Annotated in this window: 9 protein-coding genes and 3 pseudogenes; 6 read left to right on the top strand and 6 right to left on the bottom strand. The window is 54.3% G+C overall.

Annotated elements, in window-relative coordinates; genetic code table 11:
* Positions 1-162: 162 nt before the first annotated feature.
* Positions 163-496, top strand: a pseudogene (locus D8U82_RS08860) (phage holin family protein).
* 1,270 nt (positions 497-1,766) lie between these two features.
* Here D8U82_RS08860 and D8U82_RS08875 read toward each other — a convergent pair.
* Entirely contained in the window at positions 1,767-2,075 is a 309-nt protein-coding gene (locus D8U82_RS08875) for a hypothetical protein (protein WP_241668047.1), read from the bottom strand.
* A 109-nt stretch (positions 2,076-2,184) separates the two neighbouring features.
* On the opposite strand from D8U82_RS08875, the pseudogene D8U82_RS28425 reads away from it, so the two are divergent.
* A pseudogene (locus D8U82_RS28425) lies at positions 2,185-2,337 on the top strand (alanine--glyoxylate aminotransferase family protein); the annotation flags it as partial.
* Between the two features lie 80 nt (positions 2,338-2,417).
* Here the strand turns inward: D8U82_RS28425 and D8U82_RS08885 are convergent.
* The 5 genes and pseudogenes from D8U82_RS08885 to D8U82_RS28430 all read right to left on the bottom strand — a co-directional run.
* Positions 2,418-4,025: a type I restriction-modification system subunit M gene (locus tag D8U82_RS08885; protein WP_130902044.1), complete on the bottom strand. Its 1,608-nt coding sequence runs from the start codon at positions 4,023-4,025 to the stop codon at positions 2,418-2,420.
* Positions 4,026-4,030: 5 nt separating this feature from the next.
* Positions 4,031-5,155: an AAA family ATPase gene (locus D8U82_RS08890; RefSeq protein ID WP_130902045.1), complete on the bottom strand. Its 1,125-nt coding sequence runs from the start codon at positions 5,153-5,155 to the stop codon at positions 4,031-4,033.
* On the bottom strand, positions 5,155-6,381 hold the full coding sequence (locus tag D8U82_RS08895) for a restriction endonuclease subunit S (protein ID WP_130902046.1): 1,227 nt from the start codon (positions 6,379-6,381) through the stop codon (positions 5,155-5,157). Before D8U82_RS08895 ends, D8U82_RS08890 begins: the two co-directional genes overlap by 1 nt.
* On the bottom strand, positions 6,371-9,379 hold the full coding sequence (locus tag D8U82_RS08900) for a type I restriction endonuclease subunit R (protein ID WP_130902047.1): 3,009 nt from the start codon (positions 9,377-9,379) through the stop codon (positions 6,371-6,373). The genes D8U82_RS08895 and D8U82_RS08900 overlap by 11 nt, the downstream gene beginning before the upstream one ends.
* A gap of 19 nt (positions 9,380-9,398) precedes the next feature.
* Positions 9,399-9,617 (bottom strand): annotated as a pseudogene (locus D8U82_RS28430) (hypothetical protein); the annotation flags it as partial.
* A 602-nt stretch (positions 9,618-10,219) separates the two neighbouring features.
* On the opposite strand from D8U82_RS28430, the gene D8U82_RS08910 reads away from it, so the two are divergent.
* The 4 genes from D8U82_RS08910 (at position 10,220) to D8U82_RS08925 (ending at position 18,920) form a co-directional block, all read left to right on the top strand.
* Positions 10,220-10,735, top strand: coding sequence for an Hcp family type VI secretion system effector (locus D8U82_RS08910; RefSeq protein WP_007918282.1), 516 nt, complete (start codon positions 10,220-10,222; stop codon positions 10,733-10,735).
* A gap of 124 nt (positions 10,736-10,859) precedes the next feature.
* Positions 10,860-13,766: a type VI secretion system tip protein TssI/VgrG gene (gene tssI / locus D8U82_RS08915; RefSeq protein WP_130902049.1), complete on the top strand. Its 2,907-nt coding sequence runs from the start codon at positions 10,860-10,862 to the stop codon at positions 13,764-13,766.
* Entirely contained in the window at positions 13,763-18,448 is a 4,686-nt protein-coding gene (locus D8U82_RS08920; RefSeq protein WP_130902050.1) for an RHS repeat-associated core domain-containing protein, read from the top strand. Before tssI ends, D8U82_RS08920 begins: the two co-directional genes overlap by 4 nt.
* Complete coding sequence (locus D8U82_RS08925) at positions 18,438-18,920, top strand: DUF4265 domain-containing protein (RefSeq protein ID WP_130902051.1); 483 nt, start codon at positions 18,438-18,440, stop codon at positions 18,918-18,920. The genes D8U82_RS08920 and D8U82_RS08925 overlap by 11 nt, the downstream gene beginning before the upstream one ends.
* Positions 18,921-18,980 lie beyond the last annotated feature (60 nt).

Genomic DNA, 18,980 nt, shown 5'->3' on the forward strand with positions numbered 1-18,980 from the left:
TCACCCACACATTCACCGGATGGCATTAAAACGGTCTTGCTGCCACCAGAATCGAGCTGTAAAAAGGGGCCATCTTCGATGGGTGCGACCGCAAAGCGCGGCAGGCAACCCACCACCCGACCCGGCCATAGCGCCGGCTCTTTTTGTTTAAGGGGCAGGGCAATGACGAACGAGCAGCAGGCACTGTCAGAGATGCCGATCTGGTTAGTGATTGCCCTGTCATTGGTTGGCGGCGTTTCCGGCGAGATGTGGCGCGCTGAGAAGGACGGGGCGCGAGGGCTGGTCGTTACTGCGCCGCCTCGCACTTCGGTCCGGTGCCTGCATCGTGTGCGGCGTGTCAGCGATGATGTTGCTGTTCGGCGCGGGCCTGTCGATCTGGACGGCGGGCGCCTTGGGTTGCCTGACTGCGATGGCCGGCGCCGATGTCGCCATCGGCTTGTACGAACGTTGGGTAGCCAAGCGCCTGGACCTGAGCGAGGCGGAACCGAAGGCATGAGCCGGGCAGGCCGGGTAGGGGGCAGATTTCACGGGTCCTCCCCAAGGGCCGCCCCCTACACGGGTTATCGAACTCGCGGATTCTCTCTAGCTGAAACCTTCGCAGGGATGTCCGTCTTTCCAAAGGGATGGGGCAGGGCATGGCACTCGGATGTTGAGTCGACCGACCGGACCGGGCAGAAAACCGCCGGGGACCCTGGGGACTTTCGAAGGGTACGGGGTCGGAAACCCGCGGGATCGTGTTAGTGGGAGGCCCTCCAGCTTACTGAAATTTCAATCATTGAAATCTTGAAAGGATTCATTGAAAAATCGCTGAAAGCGGGCTTATGAACGCAGTCACATACCAGCCCAAAAGCGGCTTCGCCGCGCACATCGGTCGGTCACCGAGTTACATCTACATCACGTGGCTTTAGGAAAACGGCCGACTGCTCCTGTCGCCCAACGGCGCGCAGGTCGACGTGCTTGCGATTGAAGCGTGGATCCGCGATACCGCCGACCCAAGCAAGGCTTCCGTCGCTGCTCGCCATCTACAGGAGCGGCTTCAGCGTGATGTCTACAGCCACGTCGCAGCCCAATCCGAACCGACTAACATGGCTGCGCCGCCGCCCGTTTATCCTGCGCAAGGGCAGTCTTCGGACTTTCAGAAAGCGCGTGCACATCGAGAGCATTATCTAGCACGGATGGCGGAGGTGGAGTTTCGCAAAGCACAGGGAAGCTGGTGGAAATCAGATTCGTGCAAAATGCCGCTTCTGAAACGGCACGTTCCCTCAATCAGTCGTTGATGAGCCTGTCGCAACAATTGGTACCGCAATTAGATGTCTTGTCGGACCCATTGGGAGTGGAGCACCGACTGGCCGCAGCGCTGCGCTAACGGTTGAATGAAGCAGCTCAAGTGTCCATCGACGACTTTGGTTTTGCATTGGACGATTGCTGACGGTATGCCGAGCTCATTCGGCTTGCATCATTGTTCGGCTTCGTCTGCTATCGGCCAATTCTGTTGAAAAAGTCGGCCATGGCTGCCACGGCAGAAAAGTACGCGCCTGAGATCGAAATCTTTACTTTGGGCAGAGGCTTCCAGGCTCAGATTTCACTTAGCAGCGTGTAAAAAAGGCGTTTTCACCGGCCAATATTTAGGCCATTTGGGCGAACCGACTTATTAACAGAATCGGCCAAAACCAGCCGTTCAGCAAACGCTGTGATTGGCTAAAGTGAAGCACGTTCTAGCTGCGGGGCGACATGGGTGCTCCAATACCGCTGCAGCGGCAAGCACATCAGGTAGTAAATGAACCAGCACGCGTAGGGGCTGGAATGCAGGTAGCAGGCACCAGCTTGCCGTGTGCTATCTCGTGGCGCAGACACGGACCGCCTTTGAAATTGAACAACAGGTCAATAGTGTAGATCAGGTCGAGGCCGAAAACCGACTCTAACTGTTCTCGTCGGTTACTCAGCAGCCCGCTAAGTGACCAGTCTTCTTGCAGCATTTCTTCGTCCAGCTTTGATGTATCGATTCCAGCGTCACTGAGCACATGGCGTAGCGAGTTTTCGAGCTGTGGGAACAGCAGATGGCAGGCGGATACCATGTCGCCTTGTAGGAAACGCGCGAGGCCCGCATGTCGCGAAGCGCTGCATTCGACTGTGGATTCAACCGGTCGATGCAACACACTAGATTCTGAGTAAGTAGGAGGAGAGTTACAGATCGCCGCTGGCGTGCCGCCACAGTGCGACGAGCCGGCGGACTTCCAGACCTTCCGCGTGGGCGTGTTCGGGCTGGATGAACTGGGTAATATCGAGCGTACTATGGCTAGGCTGGAACAGGCACTAGATAAGAGGTTGGCGGGGTAGTTGTGATTTGTAAGCGCACAACAAAGCAGTGCAGTACGTGCAGTGCCTTGTTATGCGGTCTGATTGAATCACTTTGCGGTTCACACTAAGGCTGGCAGGCCTAGCTCTTTTAGGAACGCATTGTGTTTTTCCCGTGCCTCCTGAATGGTTTTTTCCAGTGTGACCAGTTCGGCATTCACGATTTGTAAGTCAATCTCTACCTCTGCGCTGGCCGTGCTGATGTAGCGAGAGATATTCAGATTGTAGTCGTGCTTCTCGATCTCCTCCATCGTCACCCGGCGGGCATAGCGGGGCTCTTCCTTGCGAAACTGGTAAGTCTCGATGATCTTGGCGATGTTCTCATCCGTCAGCTGGTTCTGACGCTTGCCTTTAACGAAGTGCTCAGCCGCGTTGATGAACAGCACGTCGTCCGGTTGCTTGCATTTTTTTAGCACGAGAATGCAAACCGGGATACCGGTGGAGTAAAAGAGGTTGGATGGCAAGCCGATCACGGTGTCGATGTGGCCGTCCTTTAGCAGCTTGGTGCGGATGCGCTCCTCAACTCCGCCACGGAATAGCACGCCGTGGGGCAGGATGATGGCCATCACGCCCTCGTCTTTCAGGAAGTGAAAGCCATGCAGCAGAAAGGCAAAGTCGGCAGCCGATTTGGGGGCCAGGCCGTGGTTTTTGAAGCGCACGTCGTCGGCCAGGGCATCGGTGGGCTCCCAGCGGTAGCTGAAGGGTGGGTTGGCCACGATGGCGTCGAACGCGGGTTTTTTGGCAGGATTCAACTCGCGCAGGATGTCCCAGTCGTTGGTCAGGGTGTCGCCATGATAGATCTCGAACTCGGTGTCCTTAACCCCGTGCAGCAGCATGTTCATGCGGGCCAGGTTGTAGGTGGTGATGTTCTTTTCCTGACCGTAAATCTTGCCAATTCCATGCGATCCCATACGCTTGCGGACATTAAGCAGCAACGAACCGGAGCCGCAGGCGAAGTCCATCACGCTTTCCAGGCGCTGCTTACGACCAGTTTTCGGATCCTGGCTGTCGAGGGTCACAATGGTGGAAAGGATGTCGGAAATTTGCTGGGGCGTGTAGAACTCTCCCGCCTTCTTGCCTGAGCCAGCGGCAAACTGACCGATTAGGTATTCATAGGCATCGCCCAGCGCATCAATGTTCGTGGAGAAGTCCGCCAGACCCTCAGCGATTTTTTGAATGATGCTGCAGAGCTTGGAGTTGCGATCCGTGTAGTTTTTGCCCAGCTTTGGGGAGCTCAAGTCAATTTCCGAGAACAGACCCTGAAAGGTGCTCTCGAAAGACTCGGTTTCGATGTATTTGAAACCCTCCTGCAGTGTGTTGAGCAGTTCACCGTTCTGAGTGCGGGCCATATTGGCAATGCTGTTCCACAGATGCAGCGGCTCGATGACGTAATGCACCTTGCGGCGCATCTGCTTTTCAAATTCGATGATGTCGTCCGGGTTGTTGGCGTACCAAAGGGCCAGCGGTACACGGCGATCGTCACCTTCAACTTTGGGGTAATCGCTGCCTAGCTCCTTCTTCGCCGCCGCCTCATAGTTGTCTGACAGGTAGCGCAAGAAGAGAAAGGACAGCATGTAGTCGCGGAAATCATCCGCATCCATGGCCCCGCGCAATTGGTCGGCAATGGCCCAGAGGGTCTTGCCCAGTTGTATTTGGTTTTGTTCGGACATGGTAATTAATTCGCTTCGCTGGAAAACAGCATCTCGTTAAAGGGATGGGTAGCAATAAATGTTCGGAAGATCCTCCGAAAGTGATCTTTGTTCTCGTCCATCATTTCCCTGGGCTCGTACAACGAATAATCGCCGTGACTCATTAAGTCGATGATTCGCTTATGTAGTGTCCTGTCGGGATCATCTTCTTCAACCCTGATGCAGTCACTCCAGCTATTCAAACCGAAAAAGTTAGCTGTTTGCTCCATGACGCGGCGCAGCATATTGAAATGGTGTGTGTACAGGGCACCTGACGACAGTAATTCGTTCAGCTCTACCAACGTTGCAAGATGGTGCAGAAATGGCTTGCTGGTCGTATCTTCAAGTATATATTTATCTGACGTTGCTCCCTTTTTGAGGAAGTGCCGATGAGCCTTGTTTTTCAACTCATTGCTTAAGACGTTAAAGAACAGAACGTGATGCGACGAAACAACCGTCCTCGGCCCCTTGTCTGTTCTCGTTAACAACTGTGCCAGATGATTCGCTACCGTGATTGCGTTGTGCTCGTCGAGGGAGGAAATCGGGTCGTCGATATAAATGTATTTTACCCAGATATAGGTATCCGCTCCGTCCAGGACGAGCTGAACGACAGCAAGAAAGAAGCACCAGATGAAAATATTCTCCTCGCCGCGGGAAACCTTAATGTGTGTTTCCATCTGGGTTCGTTCTTCGAGGGGATTCGCTACATTCTCGTCAAAATTTGGATTCGTCACCTTTCGAGAAAAGATCACCTCCCAATTGTCGGTATCGATTCGAAAATCAAAGTCCGCATAGCGATCGAGGAAGGGACGGATACGGGTTTCCATCTCCAGTTCCCACAGTGCGGTGATGAAACGCGAGTTTCGGTTTATTTTAAGCTTCCGCTCACGATCTTCTTCGAGGTCGTTGTCCCAATAAAAAAGATCTTCGGTGAACGCATTGAAATAAAGGGTGTCAGGCTGATCGTCGACCTTGCCTAAGTCTTTAAAAGTTGTAGAGAGGCGTGTTTTTCCAGTGCCGTTATAAGCGTAGAGAATGACAAATTTTTTGCTCGTCAGCTCTTGGCGCAGATGGGATGCTAAATCCTTTAAATTGGCAAAAGACCGTGGCATTACGCTTCGACCTCTTCTGGCAATGGAAAAATTTTCTGCATCAACCCCTTTTTATGGCTCTTTATGGTATCGAGCTTGCAGCTTTGGGCAACGATCAGATCATCAAGCGACGAGAGGAAGGCGGAAATTTTTTGTTGTTCCAAATCGGATGGCACCAGAATTGGCAGGTTTTTCAAAATACTTCCTGTTATCAATGGTTGTCCTGAACCGAAAATCAGCCTATTTATATTTATTTTTCCTAGATAGTGAAAGAGGAAATCAATATTGGTTGAGGGCTTGAGGCTGAGCACAAGAGTGTTGTCAGTTACACCAAACGCACCTTTAGCTTTAGTCAATAGCCCGGCGTTCGCGCCTACCCTGGCGACTAATATTCGCTCACCGCTAAAGCTCGGGTTTTTCGTTTTGCCAATTACACTAGTCGAACCGTAAAGATCAAAGGCTCCATCAGGGTCAAGCTGATCTCGGCCCGATGAAATACTGCTGCAAAGATAGTTTAGTTGGCTCTCGGCCCATGGTTCTCGGAATTCGGAGAAGCGCAGACTAGGTTGAGTTTCTCCCTCACGGGGAAAAAGTTGCTGCATCAGCCCTTTTTTATGGTTCCTGAGCGCGTCAACTTTCCTGGCTTGCAAGGCAAGCAGCTCGTCTACCGAATCAAGGCAATCAGCGATTTTTTGTTGCTCTTTCAGTTCGGGAACACAGATATCTCCTTTAAGAACATCTGCATTATTTACCTTCATGTCATTCTTCGCGCCCTTTTTTACAATGGGCTGCAAATACGAATTTAGGTTGAAATCTCCGGAGAAGAAGTGATCCAAGTACGTCGCAGAGCAACATTGGAAAGGCCGATAGACGGCATATAGGGTCGAAACGATACCTCGCTTCCCTTTGTTTTCTTTGATTATGCCGAAAGGGTTCCTTTTCAGCGGGCTCTTTGTGTAAACAATGTCACCGTGCTCAACAACGTGATAGTCCTTCACGCTCACTCCCGCATATGAGCGTCCCATAAATTCGATTTGATTGACGCAGCCATGCTCTCCAGACACCGACAGCACATCGCTTGGGCCAAGTTCGAGTGTCCTATTTCGATGTTTCGCCTCAAATAACAATTCGTTGAGTTTCCTAACACGCCAACCCTCCGCGTTTCGAAACTGCGGAAAACGCAGTTTTGGCATCAGCGTGGATTGGCCGTTTTCGTTTTGGCTCGTGCTCTTTGTCTTACTGCTCATACGCGCTGAGTCCCGATATATCGCGGCCTTGGGCACGTTTGCTGAGTAGGGGGTGTAAATCTTCCATGAGGGCAAGTTCGGCCTTGGTGCGGGCTTTCCAGCCAAGCTCCAGCGGGGCCATAAGGTCGCTAAGCTGTTCCCCATCGAAGATCATGCGTTGCAGGATGCTGTCTACAAAGCTATGTAGGGCTGCGGGGGGCAGGTGGTGTTTGCTCGCGATGGCGGCGAGTTCGACGGAGTCTTTTTCTTTTTTGAACCGGGCATAGCCGTCGCGGATGGCGGTTTCACTCAGACCTTCTCCGGCTTTAAGGGTTGCGATGTAGGCAGCAATGTCCTCGCGTTCGTTCATAAACTTGGCATCGGCCTGGATCAGGCCGATAAGCTGCTCGCGGCTCATCTTCTGCTTGCCCGGACCCTGCTGCGAGAAGCGGGACATGAGCCCCACAATGTAGTCGTAGTCAATGACAGCGGAGGCGAAGAGGACGAACTCGAAATCGAGCTGGTCCACCTCGTCTGCTGGGCCATCTGCGTCTTTGCCGCCCTTGCCCTGCTGGGCCTTGATTCGCTGGGCCGTTTCCAGATAAGCGCCGCGAAAGCCGAGCAGATTTTCCTTGGGCAGGATGTGCTCAATAGCGACTGCGTTGTCCTCAGTGAGGTCGGTGTATTGGTCAAGCTGAGTCTTGAGTCGCTGCACTTCCTTGAAGCGGCTGATGAAGGCTGCGCGGGCTTCGTCGCCCTTGAGGTTGGGTACAGCCTCGGGGGCGCAGCTGAGGCCCTGCGATTGCATGAAATCGTCCAACTTTTGCACGGCAGCTTGCAGTTTTTCAATAACTACGGGGGCCTTGTCCACCAGCCAGATTTCTCGTGCCTGCGGGCCAGATTTTTCGCCAGAGAACCGAGTGATAGCGGTATCCACAGCCTCTTGCTGCTGGCGGAAGTCGAGGATGTTGCCGTAGGGCTTGGTGCTGTTGAGTACGCGGTTGGTGCGCGAAAAGGCCTGGATCAAGCCGTGGTACTTGAGGGGTTTGTCCACGTAGAGCGTGTTCAGGTATTTGGAATCGAAGCCGGTCAGGAGCATATCCACCACGATGGTGATGTCGATTTTCTGCGCGTGCGGGTGGTCGGTATTGGGCCACTGTTGGTCTTTGATGCGCTTTTGCACATCCTGGTAGTAGAGGTCGAAGTCACTGACGCTGTGGTTGGTTCCAAAGCGGTTGTTGTAGTCGGCAAGGATGGCCTTCAGCGCAGCCTTTTTGCTCTCAGGGTCTACCTCGTTGTCTTGCTTTTCCTGCGGTAGGTCTTCCTGAATCTGCTTCACATCAGCATCGTCCTCGGCGGGCGGCGAGAACACGCAGGCGATGTTAAGCGGCCGAAAGTCGGGGTCGGCAAGCTGCTTGGCTCTTTGCAAATCGGCAAACAGTCTGTGGTATTCGATGGCATCGTTAATGCTGGCGGTGGCGAGGATGGCATTGAAACGGCGCTGGCCGGTGGCCATGTCGTGCTTGGCCAGGATAGCTTCGATGACCGCTCGCTTGGCCAGGCCCTCGCCGGGCTTGGGTATCTTTTTGCCTTCTGGCTTGAAGTAATCGATACGGAAGCGCAGGACATTTGCGTCTTCAATGGCGTGGGTGATGGTGTAAGCGTGCAGTTGCTTCTGGAAGAGTTCCTCTGTTGTTTGGTACCAGGCCTGCTGGTCTTCCACCTTAACGCGGGAGGCATTGTCTTCAAAGATGGGCGTGCCGGTGAAGCCGAATAGTTGGGCCTTGGGGAAGAACGCTTTGATGGCCTTGTGGTTCTCGCCAAACTGGGAGCGGTGGCATTCGTCAAAGATGAAGACAATGCGTTTGTCGCGCAGCGGGGCCAACTGCTCTTTGTAGGTAAGCTGATCGTTTCTTTTGCGCTGCTTATTGCGCTTGCTGTTTTCATCCAGGGCGAGGCCGAGCTTCTGGATGGTGGTGACGATGACTTTGTCGGCGTAGTCCTCGGAAAGCAGGCGACGCACGAGTGCTCCGGTGTTGGTGTTTTCCTCGACGCAGCCCTCTTGGAACTTGTTGAACTCCTCGCGCGTCTGGCGATCGAGGTCTTTGCGGTCCACCACAAAGAGGCATTTCTCGATGTCAGGGTTGTCCTTGAGCAGGGTTGAGGCTTTGAAAGATGTGAGCGTTTTGCCGCTGCCGGTGGTGTGCCAGATGTAGCCGTTGCCGCAATTTTGATGGATGCAGTCCACGATGGCCTTGACGGCATAGACCTGATACGGGCGCATCATCATGAGCTTTTGCTCGCTGGCAATTAGCACCATGTAGCGGCTGAGTATTTGGCCGAGTGTGCATTTGACGAGGAAGGTCTCGGCGAAGCTGTCGATGTGAGTGATTTTCTTGTTCGCCTCGTCGGCAAACTGGTAGATGGGTAGAAAACGCTCGTCGGCGTTGAATCCGAAATGGCGGGCGTTATTGTTGGCGAAGTACCAGGTGTCAGTGCGGTTGCTGACGATGAACAGTTGGAGAAAGCACAGCAGGGTTTTGGTATAGCCGTTGCCGGGGTCGTTTTTGTATTCGACGATCTGCTCCATGGCTCGCCGTGGGCTGATACCAAGCGTCTTCAGCTCCACTTGTACGCACGGAACACCGTTGATGAGGATGAGAACGTCGAAGCGGTGGTGGCTGTTGTCGGTGTTAATGCGCAGCTGGTTGACGACCTCGAAGGTGTTTTTGCACCAGTCCTTGATATTTACCAGCGTGTAGTTTAGCGGGGTGCCGTCTTCGCGGGTGAAGGCATTACGCTCGCGAACGGTGCGGGCTGCGGCGAAAACATCGGGAGTGACGATCTCGTCGAGCAAGCGCGCGAATTCGCCATCGCTGAGGTGAACGCGATTGAGCGCCTCGAATTTTTCGCGGAAGTTGCGCTCCAGTGAGGCGCGGTCTGTGATATCTGGGCGATAGGCATATTTGAGCTCAATTAGCTTGTCGATAAAGCTTTGTTCGATTTTTTGCTCACTCATTGATGGTGCTCTGCAATCTTCATATGGCCAGTAGTAAAACATGACTATTGTGAATCTCCACGTGCCAACCGGAAAAGGGCCTGCAGTTGAGCTGCGCGGAGATACAGAATCCATGGCGCTTGGCCAGGACCATGCTGTTCTTGTCGTAGCCGCTACCGATCAGTCCGGCCACTTGAATGTCGCGACCCAGGCATTGGTTGAGCATGGCTTCGTCGCGGGCGGCGATGCCAGCATCCGTGTGTGGGGAGGCCGGCCAGATGACTCTCAGATTTATTTAAAGGGCAACCGTCTGCTTTTGGCCGAAAGCGGTCAGTACACCCGCCTGTTCGCTTTCGACATTATGAGGTTCGTCTGGCATCTGGTAAGTCGCCCGATTTGGAGTTAACGCTGCGCGGGATTCGTCGCTGGTTTTCCGTTCGCATAAGATGAATGCTAATCGACAGCAGGTGGTTGATTTTTTACTTAGCATTGATTCGACGAATGGAATCCAAGTGGAAAATGGAGCGTCTTGATAGGGTGGCACGAAGAGAGGGCGTATTTTGCGAGGTGCGCAAGAAGTTGCGCAGTTGGTCATAATATTTTGCTGTCCAGTTGCCCTACAGGCCACGATTCACGTGGTCTGGAGCCAAGTGCGCAAAAAGTTGCGCAGTACTGCGCAAAAAGTTGCGCACTTTTTCTAAGATTTCCTCAGGTTGGCGCTCAGAAAATCATGAGAACTCTCTCAACCTATTGATCTGTGAAGGTATCTTTAGAACTGGCATATTTTTTGATTGTTGGTTGCCACTCTGGCAGGCAATGGTGCCTGCCAGTGTTATGTCCCGAAGCAAGGAGAGCATCCCCATGGCAACACCAGCGTACATGTCGGTTACCGGCGAAAAACAAGGCCTGATCACTGCCGGCGCTTTCACCGCCGACTCCGTTGGCAACACCTACCAGGAAGGCCACGAAGACCAGGTCATGGTTCAGGCTTTCACCCACGACGTGATCATCCCGCGTGACCCGCAATCCGGTCAGCCAACCGGTCAGCGCGTTCACAAGCCAGTTGTGATCACTAAGGTCTACGACAAGGCTTCGCCACTGCTGCAAGCAGCTCTGACTTCCGGCGAGCGCATGAGCGAAATCGTTATCCAGTGGTACCGCACCTCGGCTCAAGGCACCCAAGAGCACTACTACACCACCAAACTGGAAGACGCGATCATCGTCGCCATCAACAACAAAATGCACAACTGCCAGGATCCAGGCAACTCGCACTTCACCCACCTGGAAGAAGTGCAGTTCACCTACCGCAAAATCACGTGGACCCACGAAGTATCCGGTACTTCGGGTTCTGATGACTGGCGTGCTCCAGTCGTTTAATTACGGCTGATGTTTTATTCGCCCCGGTCGGTATGGCTGATCGGGGTGGCTTGATCTAAAGAATTCTTGCGTGCATCAGGCTTGTTGACTGATGCCCGACGCAGCATTGCGCGAGGAACAAGGGATGTTCTCACCGGCCAACCAGCCTCATTTCAATCTGACCATCGATGGCATCGACAGCGATTTTCAAGTGCTGTCCTTCACGGGTCGGGAGGCGCTCAATACACCCTTCGAATTCGAACTGGAACTGGTCAGCGAAAAGGCTTCGATCAACCTCGAAAGCGTGCTGCATAAACTGGCGTTTCTTCAGCTGTCTCCGACCGGCACCGGTATTCATGGCCTGGTCTACAGCATTGCTCAAGGCGAAGCGGGCAAGCGCCTGACGCGCTACAAAATTTTTCTGCGTCCGCAACTGGCGTATCTGGCGCATCGGGTCAACCAGCGCATATTCCAGCAGATGACCGTGCAGCAGATCATCAGCAAGGTACTGGAAGAGCACGGGATCCTGGCCAGCGATTACCATTTCCAACTCAGCGCGATTTACCCGGAGCGCATCTACTGCGTACAGTACGATGAGTCCGACCTGCATTTCATCCAGAGGCTGTGCGAAGAGGAGGGGATTCATTACCACTTCCAGCACACATCCAGTGGTCACAAGCTCAACTTCGGCGATGACCAGACGGTATTCCCGAAGCTGGCGCCTGTGGCTTATCAGCAAGATTCTGGGCTCGTTGCCGACAAGCCTGTCGTCAAGCGTTTCGGCTTGCGGTTGGTTACCCGCACGAGTCGCACCACACGGCGCGACTACGATTTCGTCAAACCCAAGATCGAACTGGAAAGTGATGCAAAGAGCTCCGCTCAGCCGGATCTCGAGGATTACGATTACCCGGGCCGATTCGTAGATCGTGACCGTGGCAAGCACTTGGCCAATCGTGCGCTTGAGCGCCATCGAACTGACTACCGTCTGGCGGAAGGCAACAGTGATCAGCCGATTTTGGTCAGTGGACATTTCCTTGCGCTGACCGATCATGCCAATCCGACCTGGAATGACCTCTGGTTGCTTACCGAGATCTTCCACGAAGGCAAACAGCCTCAGGTGCTTGAGGAGTCGGTGACGAGTGACACCACTGATCTCAAGGATGATTTCCATCAGGGCTACCGCAATCGCTTCAGCGCAATCCCTTGGGACGTGCCGTACCGTCCACCACTCGAACACCCCAAGCCAAAAGTTCTCGGCTCTCAGAGCGCTGTAGTTACCGGTCCTGAGGGTGAGGAGATCTACTGCGACCAATACGGACGAGTGAAGGTACAGTTCTTCTGGGATCGCGAAGGCCAACATGACGACATGACCACGTGCTGGATGCGCGTAGCGTCCAGTTGGGCGGCCGAGACGTTCGGTTCGATCAACATTCCGCGCGTCGGCATGGAGGTTTTGGTCAGCTTCCTCGAAGGCGATCCCGATCAACCTTTGATCACCGGCTGCCTGTACCACGGTGCGAACCTGCCGCCGTACAAACTGCCTGACTTCAAAACTCTCGCCACGGTCAAGAGCAAGGAATACAAGGGCAGCCGTGCCAACGAGTTGCGTATTGATGACACGACCAGTGAAATCAGCATCGCTCTTCGCAGCGACCACGGTGCGAGTGCAATCAATCTCGGCTATCTGACTCATCCGCGCCCAAGTGGCGGCCAGCCGCGCGGCGAAGGTTTCGAACTGCGTACAGATCGTCATGGCGCGGTGCGAGCTGGCGCGGGTCTCCTGATAACCACGGAGCCTCGGCCCAACGAATCCAAACACCATAAGGATCTGCCGGAAACCGCTGAGCGTCTGGCCACCGCGAGCGACCAGCAGGACGGTTTCGCGGTTCAAGCCAAAGAACTGCAGGCGCAGGAAGCTGGCGATCAGGACGATGTGGCCAAGGCATTGCACGCTCAGCATCAAGGCGTGCTCGGCAGTGGCCCGGCCAACCTCACTGCTAATGAGTTTCCAGAGTTCACCGAACCGCATCTGGTGCTTGCCAGTCCGGCCGGCATCGCCCTGACCACGCCGCGCTCCAGCCACATCGCTACGGGTGAACATCTGGCATTGAGCAGCACCGGGCATACCAGTCTGTCGATCGGTAAACGTCTGCTGGCCAGTGCTAGTCGAGGAATGCGCCTATTCGTTCAGAGCATGGGATGGCGTCTGGTCGCCGCGTCCGGCGATATTGACGTGCGGGCACTCAAGGACAGCATTAACTTGCTGGCCAAGCTCAATATCACTGCCAATGCTGACCGCATCACCATCACGGCCAAAACCGAATTGGTGATCCAAGGGGGCGGCAGTGCCACGACTTACAACGCTGGTGGCATTACTCACGCTACCAGCGGCCCGTACACGGCCCACGCGGCCAACTTCGCCTATACCGGAGCGAAGAGTTTGGCCGGCGTGTTCCCTGATCCCCCGAAACCAGGCAAGGGCAATCTTGAGTTGTTCAACCAGTACGCCGGACGCCAAGGCATCAAGGAAGGTGATTACGAAGTCATCGATGCGCTGGGCAAAAGCATCAAGGGCAAACTCGACGGCAAGGGTTTTGCGAGCGTTTCTGGTGCTGCACCGGGACCGGCGCGCGTGCTGTTCGGCAAGGATCCGGCCGATACCTGGAGCGAAGGCAGCTATATCGGCAAGCCGGAGTGGCCATTGAATCCGCCAGGCGCGGACGAAGCTCCAAGCCAAGTGCAAGCAATGGTTGCTCAGGTGTTGCCAAGCAAGAGTTGGGATGTGCTGGAGAAGGGCAAGGATATGGCTCAGACAGAGATGAGTGCTGTACAGACGGCGCAAGGTGCAATGCAAACGGCGCAACAGGTCAAAGGTGCTGTACAGGGCGGAGTGGCTGGCTTGCCAAAACTGGCGAGTGCAGCGACACCGAGCGCGTCGAGCATTCTTAGCGCAGCCAGCAAGGCGGGCAAGCTGCCAAGCCTTCCGGCCCCGTCCTTGCCCAAACCAGCGTTTAAGACAGCTGACCTGTTGAATGGAGAGGTGCTGTCATGACTGAAGCTGCCGTTGCCAAGAAGCGCGAGCCTCAGGTAGCCGTCGTTCCGCTCAACACGCTGGATGTGCAGGACGTGGGTCGTGGTGCCGCTCGGTTTGATGCCTGGCTGCGATCCATCAGCGGTGATGTGGTCACACTTGATCGAATCAAAGGGGTCGCCGGGTCACTGCCGGTTGTAGGCAACATCATGGCGCTGGTCGATGCGCTTGGCGACATCGTCACGCTTACCAAAAGCAAGCAGCGGGAGTTGCTTGATTGGGTCAGCCTGGGTATCAACCTGATCGGTGTTTTACCAGCCCCTCCGACCATGGCTGCTGCTCGTATGAGTTTGCGCCCGACCTTGTTTTTGGTACGTCAGGAGCTGCGTAACAGCGCCAAGATGCTGTTAGGCGACTCAATGATCGAAGTGCTGGTCGGGCACTTGAACGCCACCATCGTCGGCACGATCGATGACTTCGTAAAACAGGCCCAAGGCAAACTTTCGGGCATTCTCGCCGATGCTGGAAAACTGGGCGAGAGCGCAGTTACCGAAATCGCAAAGGGTCTCGAGGTCGTTGTAAACGGCAAGCTCGACTCTAAAGGCGATGCGCGTGCAGCGGGGCAGAAGATCACGGCGGCGGGCAATCAACTGCTTAGCGATCCCAAGGCGGCCATCAGCAATATCTTTGGGGCTGCATTCAGTGCCTACAAAGCCGTCGGTAAAGGGGTGGCCAACAGCGCGGCGAAGAACCTTCTGCCGGACCAGGCTAAAAAACTGGTGATGACGCACACCGGCACGTTGAGAGCGATGGGGCCGGAAATCAAAACCCAACTGAGTAAGTTGGGTGACCCGGGAACGCGGCACTCCATCGGTTGGTTGTTGCAAATGCTCAGCGGTGCCGTGGAGACCTGGCGTAAGCGCCGAGGGCATGGACAGAGCGCTAGCGTGAAACCCAATGCCACAAGTAAGGCGCAGAACAAAGCAGGTGAAGGCCGGCTCGAAGCCAGCAGCCGTCAGGCTCCTGCGAACGCTAACGCCAATGGCCAGAAAAATGGTGCATGCGCGGGTACTTGCAACAGTATTAGCTTCGCGTTGGGCTCCGAGTCGCTAAGCCATACCGATTTCAGCCTCCCAGGTCCATTTCCTATTGAATGGGTGCGTACCTACAGCTCCCGGTTCGATGCCTTTGACAATGGCGAACTGGGCGCTCGGTGGGTGACAGAGTTCACCACCCGATTTGATTGCAAGGGCGATGGTCTGGTTTTCTTTGGCGCCGACGGTCGTAGCATCGATTTTCCTCTGCCCAAGGTGGGCCTCTTTCACTATGACCCCGTAGAGAATCTCACGCTGGTTCGCTCCGGCGAGGATCAACTGCTGGTCTGCTTCGGTTTCGAGCGTAAAGAAACCTATGTCCGTCGTGGTCGTTCCTTCTGGCTGACGGATGTCAAAATGCGCAGTGGCGCGGGGCTGATGCTGCACTATGAGCATCGGCACGGGGACGCCCTGGTATTGTCTGACCTGATTACCTATCAAGGGGATATCACGCAGGTCCACTTGCACGTGGGAACCCTGCTTGATGATCAAGGACGGCTGGCCGGTCTTTGGGAAATCCGTGACGGCGCGCCTGTACGGCAACTCTGTGATTACCAATACAACGTCCACGGCGATCTGATCCAGGCTCAGGATGAAAACGGTGCTGCCTGGAACTATCAGTATCAGCATCATCTGCTGACTCGATACACCGATCGCACCGGCCGCGGATTGAATCTGGAGTGGGACGGCCACACCTCACACGCCAAGGCCGTGCGCGAGTGGGCGGATGACGGCAGTTTCGATACTCGTCTTGAATGGGACGAAAACATCCGCCTGACATATGTCACCGATGCCCATGGCAACGAGACTTGGCACTACTACGACATCAAAGGCTACACCTACCGGATTCGGTATCCCGATGAACGTTCAGAGTGGTTCTTTCGCGATGACGCAAAAAACATCATTCGTCACGTTCATACAGACGGGACCTCCGATCGATACAGCTATGACGAGCGCGGTAATTTGCTCGAGCACATCAGTCCCGATGGCAGTGTCGCTCACTACGCCTACGATGATCTCAATCAACTGATCAAGGTTAGTGATGCAGAAGGTGGGCAATGGCAGCGAGCTTACGATGATGCCGGCAATTTGGTGGAGTCGGTCGATCCGCTTGGAAACAAGACGGAGTATGCCTTCGACAAAGCAGGTCAGTTGATCGCTATCAAGGACGCAATCGGCAACGAGAAAGCGCTTGAGTACAACGATGCTGGTCAGCTTCTGAAATATACCGATTGCTCTGGCAAGACCAGCGAATGGGAATACAACGATCGCGGTCAGATGATCTGTTTTACCGATGCAGCAGGACAAAGCACCGAGTATGAGTACAAGGCTGGACATATCGCCCTGATTACGCATCCAGATAAAACTCAGGAGCGATTCGAGCGTGATGCCGAAGGGCGTCTGCTTGCCCATATTGACGGTCTGGATCGCTGCACGACATGGAGCTATAACGCTGCCGGGTTGATTGCCGAGCGCGTAGACGCCTGCGAGCAAACGCTTCGCTACCGTTGGGACCGGCTGGGTCGTCTTGTAGCGCTGGAAAACGAAAACGAGCAGCGCACCCAATTTCACTATGACCCTGTCGGAAGGTTGCTTGAGGAAAAAGGATTCGATGGCGTTGCTACGCGCTATCAGTACGATTCCGAGAGCGGGCGTTTGGCGAGAGCCATTACCGGTGAGCGTGTCATTTCGATGTCGTTTGACCCCATGGGACGGCTTGTCGAACGCCATGCGAGCTTGGGCAATACGTCTCAAAGTGAATCCTTTGCGTATGACGGTAACGGCAACATGGTTTTGGCCACGAATGACCAAAGCCGGCTGCTGTGGTTCTATGATTTGGCCGGTAATCTGATCAGAGAGCATCAGCATTACCAGAGCCTGGATGCACCGCTCGTTGCAATCTGGAGGCACGAGTACGACCCCCTCAACCAGTGCGTAGCTACGACCCGCCCGGATGGTCACCGGGTGAGCTGGCTGACGTACGGCAGTGGGCATTTGCTTGCGTTGAAACTCGATAATCACGAGCTGGTCGGTTATGAGCGAGATGACCTACATCGTGAGGTAGTTCGTCATCAAGGCAATCGTCTGCGTCAGACTCAAAAATGGGACCCGGCAGGACGCCTGCAGGAGCAATTGCTAGGCCGAAGTGATGACAATTCCACTTTGCTCAAGCGCGAATACAAATACGATGCGGTCGGCCAGTTGACCGAGCTAAACGACACGCGTCGCGGACCGCTGTCCTATCGTTACGATCCAGTCGGAAGACTGATCAGTGCAGCAAGCCGCCTTGGGGTTGAGAAATTCGCTTTCGATCCAGCCAGTAACCTGCTCGATGAAAAGGTGACAGAAGTACGCCGGCCTCTTGATCAGGCCCCAATGCGTAGTCGGTTGGTAGACAATCTGCTACGGGAATACGTCGGCACCCATTACGAATATGACGATCGTGGCAATCAAACGCTGCGTTGGCACAATGGTCAACGCAGTCGACTGCAGTGGGATCTGTTCGATAGGTTGGTTCATTTCGAGGATGATCGTCTCTCGGTCAAATACGCCTACGACGCCTTGGGTCGCCGGCTGTATAAGCATTCAACCGCCCATTATACAAATCGTCCTGAAGCAGGTTCCCACTGGAATAAAAATGAGCAGGGACGCGTTCAGCGTTTGCTTGGCTGTGGCCTGACTTTGTACGGGTGGGACGGAGATAATCTTTCCTGGGAAAGCAGTCCTGCGCCTATCGATGGGGGGACTGGTCGCACAGTCCATTACGTATATGAACCCGGCACGTTTGTTCCGGTAGCTCAAGCGATCAGACACGCCTCGATTGATCTTCTAAGCCAGCCTGAATATGTCGGTGGAGAGAGTCTTGAAGATGACCCGCTTTGGAGACATGCACCCAAAGCACAACCGTTTGATGCCTTGGCTTGGTATCAGTGTGACCATTTAGGCACACCATTGGAGCTCACCGATCAGGACGGTCAGGTCGCCTGGAGCGCTCAATACAAGGCGTGGGGACAGGCAAAAGAACAGACATCAGCCTCAGCAGTACGGCATGGACTGAGCAATCCAATTCGTTTCCAAGGTCAGTACCACGATCATGAAACAGGCTTGCACTATAACCGATACAGATACTACGACCCCCATGTAGGTCGCTTCATCTCAAAGGACCCGATAGGTCTGATGGGTGGCATAAACCTTCATCAATACGCACCTAACCCAACCCAATGGGTGGACCCTTTAGGGCTGGTGAAGAAACCGCCATCCAAACGCGCCCTAAAAGACGGCGCTGGAGCATCGCCTCAAGATATCGCTGCGAGTAAAGTCGGCGGGGGCAGTCGAAAAGGGCAGGCGGCGTGTCGCAAGAAACTCATCGATAAAAGTAAGCCGGTGGGCGTCTACAAGTGCTGGCGGTGCGGACATACCTCTACCAATCCTGATGACATGCACCTGGGGCATAAGAATGTGGCCACCTCAAATGGGGGCAACCTTGCCGATGTCAACGTAGATCTTGAGGGCGCTTCGTGTAACCTGAGTGCGGGAAATAGCGGTTACGTGAAAGAAGGGATGTCGTGTGTCGAACGTGGAAGTTGTGGAGCGCCATATGGACGATAAAGAATTGCCTGTACTGATTCAGGTGTTTGTATCAGATGACGGTGGCCCGGTATTCGAGGAGCTCCCTGCAATTGCGATGGGGCAGGATACATATGAGCTGTTGTCTTCACCTGGTCTTGCGCTGAATCTGGCTCGAGGTGATGTCATCTCGATAAAAAACAAAAACACCCACGCCGAAGTCCTCAAGCGCGGCGGGAATTTTTGTATTCATATCTACGCCGATTTCATCCCTGAGGATGTCATTGCTCAGCTCGAAACTGATGTCGGCAAAGAGCTGGGTGGAACACTTGATGGCGTTTTCGAAGGCAATCTTTCATTGGCTGTGCCGTCGAGCAACGGGATGGACAGAATCAATGAGTTTTTTGATCGTTTCCGCGAGAAAACCGGCCTCGAATGGTATTACGCCAACGTCTACAAGAACATAGATGATGAAGAGGATGAAACGCTGCTGAATTGGTGGCTGCAGAGCTGATTGATTCGAATAGCGATCTCGCTGACAACAATCGAAGCTTGGGTAAACACAAATGTGTCG

This window comes from Pseudomonas sp. Sample_23, from assembly GCF_004307595.1.
Taxonomy (GTDB): domain Bacteria; phylum Pseudomonadota; class Gammaproteobacteria; order Pseudomonadales; family Pseudomonadaceae; genus Aquipseudomonas; species Aquipseudomonas atacamensis.

What these genes read in the sequence shown, in the direction of transcription:
- D8U82_RS08920 (WP_130902050.1), top strand. Translation starts at nt 13,763, where the DNA reads ATGACTGAAGCTGCCGTTGCCAAGAAGCGCGAGCCTCAGGTAGCCGTC.
- D8U82_RS08900 (WP_130902047.1), bottom strand. Translation starts at nt 9,379, where the DNA reads ATGAGTGAGCAAAAAATCGAACAAAGCTTTATCGACAAGCTAATTGAG.
- tssI (WP_130902049.1), top strand. Translation starts at nt 10,860, where the DNA reads ATGTTCTCACCGGCCAACCAGCCTCATTTCAATCTGACCATCGATGGC.
- D8U82_RS08875 (WP_241668047.1), bottom strand. Translation starts at nt 2,075, where the DNA reads ATGGTATCCGCCTGCCATCTGCTGTTCCCACAGCTCGAAAACTCGCTA.
- D8U82_RS08925 (WP_130902051.1), top strand. Translation starts at nt 18,438, where the DNA reads ATGGACGATAAAGAATTGCCTGTACTGATTCAGGTGTTTGTATCAGAT.
- D8U82_RS08890 (WP_130902045.1), bottom strand. Translation starts at nt 5,155, where the DNA reads ATGCCACGGTCTTTTGCCAATTTAAAGGATTTAGCATCCCATCTGCGC.
- D8U82_RS08895 (WP_130902046.1), bottom strand. Translation starts at nt 6,381, where the DNA reads ATGAGCAGTAAGACAAAGAGCACGAGCCAAAACGAAAACGGCCAATCC.
- D8U82_RS08910 (WP_007918282.1), top strand. Translation starts at nt 10,220, where the DNA reads ATGGCAACACCAGCGTACATGTCGGTTACCGGCGAAAAACAAGGCCTG.
- D8U82_RS08885 (WP_130902044.1), bottom strand. Translation starts at nt 4,025, where the DNA reads ATGTCCGAACAAAACCAAATACAACTGGGCAAGACCCTCTGGGCCATT.